We start from the raw sequence: 12,749 nt of genomic DNA on the forward strand, positions 1-12,749 counted from the left end.
GGTGTGCTGCTGTTCGTATCGCCGGTGGTCACCGGGATGTTCACACGTGCCGCGGGCGGTCAGCAGATGCTCACAGAGTTCCGCCCCTTTGTGTCGTCGGAGGTGCTCGCCAAGTTTCGCGGTTACCTCGACACCGTCGACGCCGCTCGTACCGACGTGCAGGCGACTCAGTCGGTCGCGGGTGGGCGCTACGAGCGAATGGATGTCTTTGTCGCGCAGTACCCGTCGATTCGACAGGATATGAACGGTCTGCTTGATGCGGTCGATGGTCAGGTGAACAACTACGGGCAGTTACGCGCCGTGGGTCCGTTCGACGTGTTGCCGTTTCTGCTGGCGGTGCCGGGGCTGGTTCTGCTCGGTGCGGGTGTGTGGGGCCTTCGGCGAACCCGCGACGGCGAAAATGTGTTCGGGGCAAGGATTCTCGCGGTCATCGCGGCGGCGGTGCTGGTCGCTGTGCCATGCGCGGACGGACTTTTTTCACGCGCCCCGGCGGGTGCCCAGCTCATTGACGCGTTCACTCCGATCATGACCCACGAGCGGGTGGCGGCGGTGCAACGGCATTTTGTGGTGCTGGTCGCGGCGGAAGGAGAATTGGACACCCAGTTCCTGGGAGATCTGCGACAGCATGATCCGGCCCGCGCAGTTCCGGGTATTGACGCCTTCGTTTCCCAATGGCAGCCCATGACAGCGGATTTCGCCTCGCTGATCGGAGTGATGGCCGACAACGTGGACAACTTCGGCAGGGTGGTGGCGCTCGATCGGATCACCGCCCCGATCGGATTCCGATCATTCGACTATTTCGGGTGGTTCTTCCTCGTGCCCGGTGTACTGGCGGCCGCTGCCGCTATTGACGTGAAAGGAGCCGCACGGTGGCCCAGAAAACGATGATGCGCAGCACTCTTTGTGCGGCGCTGGCGGCAGCGGTGCTGGTGACGGCTCCGGCCTGTGGGTCGGAGAAGCCGGCCGGGTCCCCGCTCACCGGGCTGCTGGCCCTGCAGCCCGGCACGATCGACGGGAATACGCTCAGCGGCACCTGGTTCAAGATGGTGCAACCGGGCGGCAACCCCCAAGAGGGCCCCTTCATGCCGAATGCCAATTCTCCTGTACCGCAGGGGGCTGCAACCCTGCTCGCGCCGGGCACCGATGGCGGGCTGGTCCTGGGCGACTATCAGGGTGAGCCGAATCCCGCGTTTGATGAGGCCACCGGCTACTCCCTGGCGTCCCGGGTAACCCAGCCGACGAAGTTCTTCAACATTGAATTCGGCATTTCCACCAATAAGATCGACCCGCAGACGCAACGCGAACTCTTGGCGCCTTCGGCCACGGTGTCGGGCGACAAGATCTCGGCTGATGTGTCCGCGTGGGCCGCTTCGTGGAACCGCCAGGAGTTCAATCAGGGTGCGCCCAAGCCGAAACCCAAAGAGCAGGCGCAAATTCCGGGTGAGGCACGTGCCAAGCAGGTGTGGGAGTTCGTCGCGGGGCGCTGGGTCGGCCGCGATTCCGTGGACGGCGAAAGTCTCAAGGCCACCGGTACATACGACAAGGACACCAAGCGGTTCACGCTCGATTGGACCAGTCTCATCGTGGGTGGTCCGTTCAACAGCTTCACGGGGGTCTGGCACCTCGAAGGCGTGGTGAAAGACCGATGAGTCCGACCCCCGAAGACGAGACGGCTCCGCTCGCTTCCGTGCAGCGGAGGCCCACGAAGGAACGCGTATTCGGCATTGCGGTAAGGACATTCGCCGCCATTACCGTGATCGGCAGCGTGGCCGCCATTACCCAGCTGTCGTATTCGCCTGCGCGCGCGCCCATCGTCGGGTATCAGATCGTGAACCGTGACGGATCGATTCCCGAAGGCGCTATCCCGATCCCGGTGCCGCCGCCGGGGCCGCAATTGATCGCGCCGCTACCGCGTCCCCAGGTGCCCTCGCATCCACCGGGGCAGGCCGCGGGACCATTTGGCGCCCTGCCGTCGGTGACCGACCGTGGGCTTCCGATCTCCGTCGCTCAGCCGTGCCCCTTCGGCTGGCCGGCACCTGGCCTGGACGAGCAGGGTGGATTGGCCTCGCTGATCGACGTGGCGCCGGCAGCGGGCGTGTTCTCCTCGGAGGCGTTCGCGCCGGCGACGGCCTATGAACCGATCCTGAAGATGATGGGACCCGTACTGGCGCGTATCTCTCCGCTGCTCTCCCGGCACCCGTGGGCGATCGACCAGTTCGTCACCCGATTCCAGACCGTCATGGTGCGTGTCCTCGAAGCGATCCTGCCGTACTACGGCCCGTACCGGAACGACGTGCTCAAGGCCGAGGGTGACCTCGCAAAGGCGTTGACGCCCTTTCTGGAAAGCCTGTATAACACGCCGACGGCGCAATGCCTCGTCGCCTGGGAGGCGCAGCGCATTCGGGATGCGCGTGGGGGCCGACCACCGGCGCTGCGGCTGCACGATCTGGGCAAGGTGATCGACCTGTACCGCGCGACGCATTGGCGTGAGGGTGACGACGATCCACCACCGGCCCCGCTGCCCGCATACGAGTTCACGCCGCCGCCCGCGCCGCCACCGGCGTCGGATGCTCCGGCGGCACCGAGCACGTCGCGACCGGTGATCCCCAACTTCCCGACCCCCACACCGGCCCCGGCGCCCGTGCAAACCTCGTCACCGGCTATCTCCTCGTCGCTCTAGCCACACTTCCCAACCAACGGGTTGACTGGTTAGGGTGACCCCCATGGCTGACACTGGCGTCAAGACAGGCCCCCTTGCGGGCGTAAAGGTGATCGAGCTCGGTGGCATCGGCCCCGGGCCCCACGCGGCGATGATGTTGTCCGACTTGGGGGCAGACGTCATCCGGGTCCGTCGTCCGGGCGGGCTTGCGATCCCCGCTGAGGAGACCGATCTCTTCCACCGCGGCAAGCGCCTGGTCAACCTGGACGTCAAGAAGGACCCTGAGGGGCTGCTCGCGCTCGTCGACAAGGCCGATGTCCTGCTGGACCCGTTCCGGCCCGGTGTGTGCGAGCGCATCGGGATCGGCCCCGAGCAGTGCGCCACGCGCAACCCACGGCTTATCTTCGCCCGGATGACGGGCTGGGGCCAGCACGGCCCGATGGCCGACCGCGCGGGCCACGACATCAACTACCTGTCGCTGACCGGCGCCCTGGGCTCGATGGGCTACAAGGACCGCCCGCCGATGCCGCCGATGAACTTGGTCGCCGACTTCGGCGGTGGCTCAATGCTTTTGGTACAGGGCGTCCTGGCCGCGCTGTACGAGCGTGAGAAGTCGGGCACAGGACAGGTCATCGATGGTGCGATGGTCGACGGCGTCAGCCAGCTGGCTCAGATGCAGTGGACGATGTACAACAACGGCCTGCTGTTCGATGAGCGTGAGTCTGGTCTGCTGGACGGCGGCGCGCCGTTCTACGGCACCTATGAGACCTCCGACGGCAAATACATGGCGGTGGGATCGATCGAGCCGCAGTTCTTCGCGATCCTGGTCCAGGGCCTGGGACTGGATCCCGAGAGCGTTCCGTTCCAGCTCGACAAGGCGCGCTACCCCGAGATGCGCAAGATGTTCGATGACGCGTTCAAGACCAAGACCCGCGATGAGTGGACTGAGATCTTCATCGGCACCGACGCCTGTGTGTCACCGGTGCTCACCTGGGGCGAGGCCAAGCAGAACGGGCATCTGCGCGAGCGCGGCACCATCGTCGACGTTAACGGAGTGACGCAGGCCGCGCCGGCCCCGCGCTTCTCGCGGACGCCCAGTGGGCCCATCGAGGCGCCGCCGAAGGACACGACCGAGCTCTCCGATATCGGCTGGTGATTTAGCCGAGATTGCTAGTACTAGGTACTGATAGTCTGCTCCAAAGCAATGACGCTACGAGGAGGCTCGATGACCAGCGCCCGACATGCCGCGGAATCCCGGCTGGCCGCCGTTACCTATGCGGGGCCGGAGTGGATGGGGAAGGCCAATTGGCATTCGGTGGCCGAGACGTACCTGTTCAAGGCGGTGGGCAAGCCGGGCCTCTACGCGTTGACCCGGCTGATGCTGGCCGTCAACCGTCGGTTCCCGGATGCCCTGTTGACCCGGCGATACGACGGACTGGAACGTCTCATGGGCTGGGTGCCGGGCGTGTCCGGAACCCGCACCGAGCATGTTCAGCTGCCGAATTGCGAGGCTGAATGGACGTGGAACGCCAAGAATGAGCCGGGGCCAGACGCCCCGGTGGTGATCTACTTCCACGGGTCGGCGTTCATCGCGTTGGGGATCAACAGCCATCGGCCGTTGGTGAGCCATATCGCGCGTGACTCCGGTGCGCGGGCGCTGAGCGTGGGTTACCGGTTGTGCCCGCGCAATCTGGTCGAAGATGCCGTCGCCGACGGCGTCGATGCGTACCGCTACGTGCTGAGTCAGGGTGTCGATCCGGACAACATCGTGCTCGCGGGTGATTCGGCCGGTGGATTCCTGGCGGCCATGATCGCTATTGCGGTGCGGGATCAGGGCTTGCGGCCGCCTGCGGGGTGTGTGCTCATCTCACCGGCAACCAACAATGATATGGAGCCGAAATACGCAGCCGTCAAACGTGTTGGCGATGCCATGTTCCCAGTGAACTTCCTAAAGATGATCAACGACGTGTTCCTGCTGCGCAATGGCGCGCGCGAGCCGGGAGCGTGCCCGGCCGACGCCGACCTGGCCGGACTGGGCCCGTTTCTGCTGCAGGTGGGTTCGCAGGAGGCGCTACGGCCCGACTCTGAACTGTTCGCGGAACGTCTTGTCGCAGCAGGGGTTCCGGTGCGGTTGCAGATCTTTGACCGCGCGATTCACGTGTTTCAGGTGTTCGCGGCGACCAACCCGGACGCCCGTCGCGCGGTGGGGGAGATCACCGAGTTCATCAAGATCCTGCCGGGGCTGGCCAAGGCGCGGCAGCGTCCAGACACGGTCGCGGCGGGCCTAACCTCCTAGTCGCGCCAGGCGGGATATCGCCTCGTCGATCACCGCGTCGCGTTTGGCGAAGGTGAACCGCACCAGGTGATTCCACTGATCGGCTGTTCCGGTATTGGGATCGCAGAAGGCGCTTACCGGAACCGCGGCCACCCCAACGGTTTCCGGTAGGCGCCGACAGAGCTCGGCGCTGTCGCTGAACCCCAGCGGCCGCGGATCCGCGCAGACGAAGTACCCGCCCTCACTACTGTGCACCTCGAACCCCAAGCCGGTGAGTGCCTCGGAGAGACGATCGCGCCTGCGCTGCAATGACTCTCGCAGGTTCTTTACCCAGGTCTGTTCGGTGTCCAGGGCCACCGCCACCGCGGGCTGAAAAGGTGCACCGCCGACGTAGGTAAGGAACTGCTTGGCGGCGCGCACGCCCGCGACCAATTCCGCTGAGCCACAAGCCCAGCCGATCTTCCAGCCGGTGCAGTTGAAGGTCTTGGCGGCGCTGGAGATCGTGACCGTGCGATCGGCCATCCCGGGCAGGCTGGCCATCGGGGTCTGCGTGCGCCCATCGAAGAGCAGCCGCTCATACACCTCATCGGAAATGACCAGCAGATCGTGCTCGACCGCGAGCGCGGCCACCCGTGCCAGCTCGGCGTCGGTGAACACCTTGCCCGTCGGGTTGTGCGGGGAATTGACGACCAGTGCCGCGGTCCGGGGGGTGATAGCGGCCGCGAGCGCGTGGGTATCCAGGGCGAAGCCCGCACCGTCGGGGACAAGCGGTACCGGGACACGAATGGCGCCCGCCATAGCCACCGCGGCCGCATACGAGTCGTAGTACGGCTCAATCAGAATGACCTCGGAGCCCGGCTCGACGAGGCCCAGGAGGGCACCCGCGATCGCCTCGGTGGCTCCGACGGTCACCAGAACCTGTGTATCCGGATCGAGCTCCTCGCCGTACCGGGCGAGCCGATCGGCGGCGATGGCCCGGCGCAGCTCGGGGGTGCCGAGCCCCGGTGGATATTGGTTGAGCCCGGAACGGATGGCCTGCTGCGCCGCGTCGAGCATGGACGCGGGGCCGTCTTCATCGGGGAATCCCTGGCCCAGATTGATCGCGTCGTGGCGGACCGCGAGCGCCGACATTTCGGCGAAGATCGTTGCGCCGAAAGGGCGCAACCGGTTGACGGTCTTCGGGTTCACGCTGATCCGTCTTCGGTGTTACCCGGCTTCATGCCGGGCAGCCTACCGCCGGATTTAGCAGCTGGGCGGTTCGAAGGACAGGTCGGTGTCGGGGATGGGGCAGAAGTAATGACTGAGGCCCGGATTGCCTCGGTCATGGCTGTCCACGAAGACCTCTACGTCCCGGTCCGCGCCATACACCCGGTAGTACGTGGTGGTGTCCTCGAGAAAGAAGTTCGCGATCGTGGTCACCAGTTCGGCGCCGGTGCCTGCGGCGCGGGCCTGGCGCATGCAGTCCAGATAGTTCGGTGGGATCTCGTGTGACGGCGGCAGCATGCGCAGCCTGCCGCAGTTGTGCAGCGCCGGTCGTTGCTCGAACGCGATGTCGGGGCTGAGCGGTTCCGGCTCAGCCTGCGCCAGCGGCGGACATCCTGCCGCGATGGCAGCCAGGATTACCGACGAGGTGCAGAGTCTTTTGAGCATCGCTCCAGACTTGTCGCCTTTGGGTCGATCGCGGAAGATTTCGGTGAAATCTCGTCGAAAAGCACCGCAAAGCGCCTATTCCTCTGGGGTCTGACCCCAGGGGTTACCGGTCGGGCTGCAGTTTGGGGTCGGGGCAGCTGGGGTCTGGCGAGTAGTCGATGGGTGTGGTCCAGCAGAAGAAATGACTCCAGCCGAAATTGCTGAACTGGTCCCCGCTGTGGTCCACAAAGACCTCGACCCTCTGCTCTGGGGAGAGCACGCGGTAGTAGGTGGTGACGGGATCTCCCTCGATCGTGGGCTGGACGATCTTCAGCTCGGCGCCTCTGCCCGAGTTTTTGCCGCTGTTCATGCAATCGCGTTGTGTGGCAGGCACCGCGTGATCACGAAAGCCGAAGGTGTACGACCCGCAGCTGGGTAGCGGGGTGCGATCGGTGAACGCGGATGGTGGCGACTGAGGGTCGCGATGATGCCATGGAACGCGACGACCATTGTCCCAGTCCCACGCCCACCACATGGCGAATATCGTCAGCATCGCAATAGACCCGATGAGCACGCGTCTTATCGACAACGACCGAGTCCACAGCACACTGTGAGCCTACCGGCACCATATTCCCAACCAACGGGTTGGGAGGGCTGCTTACCATGGGGACGCCACCCTGGTCTAACGTAAGGCTGTCTCGGCGAAACTGACCCGGAGTCAACCCGGATTCACAGGCCGCGGCGCTTGCACCACATGCCCCATACGCACCCCCTATAAGGACGTATACCCATGACTGAAGCATTCATCTACGAGGCCATCCGCACGCCGCGCGGCAAGCAGCGCGGCGGCGCCCTCAACGAGGTCAAGCCGCTGAACCTGGTGGTCGGGCTTGTCGAGGAGCTCCGCCGCCGCTTCCCCGACCTGGACGAGAACCTGATCAGCGACGTCGTGCTCGGCGTGGTCTCGCCGGTCGGCGACCAGGGCGGCGACATTGCCCGCACCGTGGTGCTGGCCGCGGGCCTGCCCGACACCGTCGGCGGCGTGCAGCTCAACCGCTTCTGCGCCTCCGGCCTGGAAGCCGTCAATATCGCGGCCCAGAAGGTCCGTTCCGGTTGGGACGACCTGGTGCTGGCCGGTGGTGTGGAGGCCATGTCACGCGTCCCGATGGGCAGCGATGGCGGTGCCTGGGCCTCGGACCCGGCCACCAACTACGACGTGTCCTTCGTGCCGCAGGGCATCGGTGCCGACCTGATCGCCACCATTGAGGGCTTCACCCGTGACGACGTCGACGCCTACGCTGCCCGCTCGCAGGACCGTGCCGCAGCTGCGTGGTCCGGCGGCTACTTCGCCAAGTCCGTGGTGCCGGTGAAGGATCAGAACGGTCTGCTCATCCTGGACCACGACGAGCACATGCGTCCCGGCACCACCGCCGCGGATCTGGGCAAGCTGAAGCCGGCCTTCGAGGGCCTGGCCGCACTGGGCGGGTTCGACGACGTGGCGCGCATCAAGTACCACTACGTCGAGAAGATCAACCACGTGCACACCGGTGGCAACAGCTCGGGCATCGTCGACGGCGCCGCTCTGGTGCTGGTGGGCTCCGAAGAAGCCGGTAAGTCGCAGGGTCTGACCCCGCGGGCACGCGTTATCTCCACAGCGATCACCGGTGCCGAACCGCTCATCATGCTGACCGGCCCGACCCCGGCAGCCAAGAAGGCGCTCGATCGCGCCGGCCTGACCGTGGACGACATCGATCTGTTCGAGCTCAACGAGGCGTTCGCCTCCGTGGTCCTCAAGTTCCAGAAGGACCTGAACATCCCGGACGAGAAGCTCAACGTCAACGGCGGCGCCATCGCCATGGGGCACCCGCTGGGTGCCACCGGCGCGATGATCACCGGAACCATGGTCGACGAGCTAGAACGCCGCGGCCTCAAGCGCGCCCTCATCACGCTGTGCGTGGGCGGCGGCATGGGCATTGCCACCATCATCGAGCGAGTGTAGGGAGAACCAGAACCAATGAGCGCAAACACAATTCAGTGGGAAAAGGATGCCGACGGCATCGTCACCCTTACCCTGGACGACCCCAACGGCTCGGCCAACGTGATGAATGACGACTACAAGCAGTCGATGGCCGCGGCCGTCAAGCGCCTTGTGGAAGAGAAGGATTCGATCACCGGCGTGGTGATCACCAGCGCCAAGAAGACCTTCTTCGCCGGTGGTGACCTCACCAAGATCATCCAGATCCAGCCCGAGAACGCCCAGGAGGCCTTCAACGAGGTCGAGGAGATCAAGAAGGACCTGCGCACGCTGGAGACCTTCGGTCGCCCGGTCGTGGCAGCCATCAACGGCGCCGCCCTCGGCGGTGGCCTGGAGATCGCGCTGGCCACCCATTACCGGATTGCCGCCGATGTCAAGGGATCTCAGATCGGTCTGCCCGAGGTATCGCTGGGTCTGCTGCCCGGCGGCGGCGGTGTTACCCGGGTTACCCGCATGCTCGGCATCCAGAACGGCTTCGTCACCGTGCTGGCGCAGGGCACCCGCTTCAACCCGACCAAGGCCAAGGAAGTCGGCCTCGTGGATGAAGTGGTCGAGCTGTCTGATTTGATCCCCGCCGCTAAGGCATGGGTCAAGGCCAACCCCGAGGCCGTGCAGCGCTGGGATGTCAAGGGCTACAAGATTCCTGGCGGCACCCCGGCCACCCCGGCGTTGGCGGCCATCCTGCCGTCGTTCCCGTCGAACCTGAAGAAGCAGCTCAAGGGCGCGCCGATGCCGGCCCCGCGGGCCATCCTGGCCGCAGCGGTCGAGGGTGCCCAGGTGGACTTCGATACGGCCAGCCGTATCGAGAGCCGCTACTTCACCAGCCTGACCACCGGCCAGGTCGCCAAGAACATGACGCAGGCGTTCTTCTTCGACCTGCAGACCATCAACGGCGGCGGATCACGCCCGGACGGCATCGCCAAGCGGGAGATCAAGAAGATCGGTGTGCTGGGTGCGGGCATGATGGGTGCCGGTATCGCGTACGTCTCGGCCAAGGCCGGCTATGACGTCGTCCTGAAGGACGTTTCGCTGGAGGCGGCTCAAAAGGGCAAGGCCTACTCGGAAAAGATTGAGGAGAAGGCTCTTTCGCGTGGCAAGACCACCGCGGAGAAGTCGGCGGCGCTGCTGGCCAAGATCACCCCGACCGCCGATCCTGCCGATCTGGCAGGAGTCGACTTCGTGGTCGAGGCGGTCTTCGAGAACACCGAGCTCAAGCACAAGGTGTTCCAGGAGATCGAGGACATCGTCGAGCCCAACGCGCTCCTCGGCTCCAACACCTCCACCCTGCCCATCACGGGTCTGGCGGCGGGTGTGAAGCGTCAGGAAGACTTCATCGGTATCCACTTCTTCTCGCCGGTCGACAAGATGCCGCTGGTGGAAATCATCCGCGGTGAGAAGACCTCTGACGAGGCGCTGGCCCGGGTGTTCGACTACGTGCTGGCCATCAAGAAGACTCCGATCGTCGTCAACGACAGCCGTGGCTTCTTCACCTCACGTGTCATCGGCACCTTCGTCAACGAGGCCGTCGCGATGCTGGCCGAGGGCATCGAGCCCTCGACCATCGAGCAGGCCGGCAGCCAGGCCGGATACCCGGCTCCGCCGCTTCAGCTGTCGGATGAGCTGAACCTGACGCTGATGCAGAAGATTCGTAAGGAGACCGTCGAGGCCGCCAAGGCTGAGGGCAAGGAACTGCCGGACGATCCGGCGGGCCGTGTCATCGACACGCTGGTCGAGGCGGGCCGTCCGGGCCGTCTGGGTGGCGCTGGTTTCTACGACTATGTGGACGGCAAGCGCACCGAGCTGTGGCCCGGCCTGCGCACGACGTTCAACACCCGCCCGGGATCCGACGCGGCCAACCCGCCGCTGCAGGACCTCATCGAGCGCATGTTGTTCGCGGAGGCCATCGAAACGCAGAAGTGCTTCGACGAGGGCGTGTTGACCTCGACCGCCGACGCCAACATCGGGTCGATCTTCGGCATCGGCTTCCCGCCCTGGACCGGCGGCGTGCACCAGTACATCGTCGGGTACGAGAGCCATGATGGTAAGGGCCTCAAGGGCACAGCCGGGTTCGTAGCTCGCGCAAAGGAATTGGCCGCCAAGTACGGTGACCGATTCAACCCGCCCGCATCGCTCCTGGACGCATAAGACAGGGTTCGACAATAACCTCAGCCGCTCACCCTTCGGGGTGGGCGGCTGAGGTGCGTTGTGGGGCCAAATTTTTCGTGAGATTCGGGTGCCGACGTACCCGGCTCGGTGTCAACAACCGTTGAACCCCTAGCGAATTCGGTAGTTTTAGAGATGGCAGTCAGAAATATCGCCCACGCCGCGTGGCGTACGCCACAACGTGGGTAGCCAAGGGTGGTAGCCCACAGAATTTGTGGGTCATCACGTAGGTTCTCTGGTGGCACTACAAACATAGTTATTGGTACTTCGCGTAGCCAGATATGAATTGCCTGGTCATGGGGTATTTCGATACGGTAGTTATATTTGCTGGCATTGGTTTACCGTAAGACTTTCGAGAAGTTGCTGTGACGAGGGGTAACGCAACGTTACCCACAGTTCACTCGCTATTTCTTTGATGGAACGTACCTTTGCGAGATATTTGTTCGCTACGCTACCCGCAATGAGTAATGTCTTTGCCGCTCGCATTGTGGCAGGTAGGTCGAATTTGGTTCGGCTCGTATTCAAGATCGCTGAGCAGGGATAGGGACGATGGTTGCACTCGGAACGATCCACGATTGGCGCCCCAAGCCGGGAACCGTCATCTCCTGGAGTGCTTCGCCACGCGCCCGCCAGGTCGCTGCGCAGGCCCCCGCCAGCATGGTCCCGCCGAGCTATCAACAAGCCCAGCATGTGCGCTCATACCGGGATCTGGCCCGCCAGGACCGCGAGATGGCACGGTTGGGCATCGGATCGTGGGACGTCCCCGGCGTCTGCGATATCGATGCGATGACCGCGGCGATCAACGCGCACCTGCGTCGGCACGACACCTACCACTCATGGTTTGAATTCGACACGGCTGACAACATCGTCCGGCACGCGATCGAGGATCCGGAGACCATCGACTTCGTGCCGCAGGATCATGGGCTGCAGGGGCCCGATGAGATCCGTGCGCACCTGCTGCGCACGTCGGGCACTCCGCTCTCGTGGGACTGCTTCACCTTTGGGGTGATTCAGCGCGCGGACCACTTCACGGTGTACATCAGCGTCGATCATCTGCATACCGACGGCATGTCGACGGGGATCATCTACGTCGAGATCCAGTTGATGTACGCCAGCCTGGTGCACGGGTCGGCACTGCAGCTTCCACCTCCCGCGGGTTATCTGGATTTCTCCGCCCGTGAACGTGCGCACAACCAGGCCATGACCTTGGACTCCTTCGAGGTGCAGACCTGGCTGCGGTACGCGCGGGACAACGGCGGCACTCTGCCGGACTTCGTTCTGCCGCTCGGCGACCGCTTCGTGCCGCACGTCGGTGGCATGGTCGCTGCTCCTCTACTGGACGCCGAGGAGACGGTGGCGTTCGAAATGGCTTGTGAACAGGCGGGCGTGCGCTTCAGTGGTGGGGTATTCGCGTGTACCGCATTGATCGACCGCGAACTCACCGGCGCCGATGCCTTCTATGGCATCACCCCGTATGACACGCGCAGCACTGCCGAGGAGCAGATGTCGGTGGGTTGGTATGCGAGCTTCATTCCCTTCGTGGTCGACCTGTCGGAGGCTTCCTTCGCGCGGGTCGCGCGGTCCGCGCAGAAGTCGTTCGACGAATGCCAGCCGCTGGCCAAGGTTCCCTTTGAGCGTGCATTGGAGCTCGCGGGTCCGGAGTCGGGGCTGACCGCCCCGGACTACGTGGTCCCGATGGTGTCCTTCTTGGACGCGCGCAAGATCCCGGTCAGTGCCGAATGGGATCGTATTAACGGCGGAATCTACGGGGACAGCCGTTCTTCCGATCAGGTGTGCATGTGGGTCAACAGGTTTGAGAACGAAACCAACCTGACGATCTCGTTCCCTGACAACGCCGTCGCCCGTGAATCTGTGTCGCGCTATCTCGAAGTGGCCCGCATGATTTACCAGCGCGTCGCGCAGTCACAGTTCGTTTCCTGAAACCGCGGCATCGCGGCCGCACTCGAGCAGCAGTGAAAGGTTGGGAT

General features: G+C 64.4%; 11 protein-coding genes. 8 read left to right on the top strand and 3 right to left on the bottom strand.

Going from position 1 to position 12,749, the window contains the following annotated elements:
* Positions 1-36 precede the first annotated feature (36 nt).
* The 5 genes from B4383_RS18415 to B4383_RS18435 all read left to right on the top strand — a co-directional run bounded on the left by B4383_RS18415 (position 37) and on the right by B4383_RS18435 (position 4,955).
* Entirely contained in the window at positions 37-888 is an 852-nt protein-coding gene (locus B4383_RS18415; RefSeq protein WP_286150679.1) for a hypothetical protein, read from the top strand.
* Positions 885-1,649 carry a hypothetical protein gene (locus tag B4383_RS18420; protein ID WP_078292813.1) on the top strand — a complete coding sequence of 255 codons (765 nt, stop codon included), beginning with the start codon at positions 885-887 and terminating at the stop codon, positions 1,647-1,649. Before B4383_RS18415 ends, B4383_RS18420 begins: the two co-directional genes overlap by 4 nt.
* Positions 1,646-2,680 carry a hypothetical protein gene (locus B4383_RS18425; protein ID WP_078292812.1) on the top strand — a complete coding sequence of 345 codons (1,035 nt, stop codon included), beginning with the start codon at positions 1,646-1,648 and terminating at the stop codon, positions 2,678-2,680. The genes B4383_RS18420 and B4383_RS18425 overlap by 4 nt, the downstream gene beginning before the upstream one ends.
* 43 nt (positions 2,681-2,723) lie before the next feature.
* Positions 2,724-3,815, top strand: coding sequence for a CaiB/BaiF CoA-transferase family protein (locus B4383_RS18430; protein ID WP_078292811.1), 1,092 nt, complete (start codon positions 2,724-2,726; stop codon positions 3,813-3,815).
* Positions 3,816-3,884: 69 nt separating this feature from the next.
* Positions 3,885-4,955, top strand: a complete 1,071-nt coding sequence (locus B4383_RS18435) for an alpha/beta hydrolase (RefSeq protein WP_078292810.1) — start codon at positions 3,885-3,887, stop codon at positions 4,953-4,955.
* On the opposite strand, the gene B4383_RS18440 is transcribed toward B4383_RS18435, so the two are convergent.
* The 3 genes from B4383_RS18440 to B4383_RS26750 all read right to left on the bottom strand — a co-directional run bounded on the left by B4383_RS18440 (position 4,944) and on the right by B4383_RS26750 (position 7,170).
* Positions 4,944-6,122, bottom strand: a complete 1,179-nt coding sequence (locus B4383_RS18440; RefSeq protein ID WP_078292809.1) for a pyridoxal phosphate-dependent aminotransferase — start codon at positions 6,120-6,122, stop codon at positions 4,944-4,946. The genes B4383_RS18435 and B4383_RS18440 overlap by 12 nt on opposite strands.
* A 54-nt stretch (positions 6,123-6,176) precedes the next feature.
* Entirely contained in the window at positions 6,177-6,584 is a 408-nt protein-coding gene (locus B4383_RS18445; protein ID WP_078292808.1) for a hypothetical protein, read from the bottom strand.
* A gap of 103 nt (positions 6,585-6,687) precedes the next feature.
* On the bottom strand, positions 6,688-7,170 hold the full coding sequence (locus tag B4383_RS26750; RefSeq protein ID WP_286154545.1) for a hypothetical protein: 483 nt from the start codon (positions 7,168-7,170) through the stop codon (positions 6,688-6,690).
* Between the two features lie 183 nt (positions 7,171-7,353).
* Here B4383_RS26750 and B4383_RS18455 point away from each other — a divergent pair, with 183 nt between their 5' ends.
* The 3 genes from B4383_RS18455 to B4383_RS18465 all read left to right on the top strand — a co-directional run bounded on the left by B4383_RS18455 (position 7,354) and on the right by B4383_RS18465 (position 12,702).
* Positions 7,354-8,562: an acetyl-CoA C-acetyltransferase gene (locus tag B4383_RS18455; protein ID WP_078292807.1), complete on the top strand. Its 1,209-nt coding sequence runs from the start codon at positions 7,354-7,356 to the stop codon at positions 8,560-8,562.
* Positions 8,563-8,577: 15 nt separating this feature from the next.
* Positions 8,578-10,743: a 3-hydroxyacyl-CoA dehydrogenase NAD-binding domain-containing protein gene (locus tag B4383_RS18460; RefSeq protein WP_078292806.1), complete on the top strand. Its 2,166-nt coding sequence runs from the start codon at positions 8,578-8,580 to the stop codon at positions 10,741-10,743.
* Between the two features lie 567 nt (positions 10,744-11,310).
* Positions 11,311-12,702 (top strand): condensation domain-containing protein, encoded by a 1,392-nt coding sequence (locus B4383_RS18465; RefSeq protein ID WP_078292805.1) that lies wholly within the window; start codon positions 11,311-11,313, stop codon positions 12,700-12,702.
* Positions 12,703-12,749 lie beyond the last annotated feature (47 nt).

It is taken from the genome of Mycobacterium sp. D16R24 (assembly GCF_002013385.1).
Lineage (GTDB): Bacteria > Actinomycetota > Actinomycetes > Mycobacteriales > Mycobacteriaceae > Mycobacterium.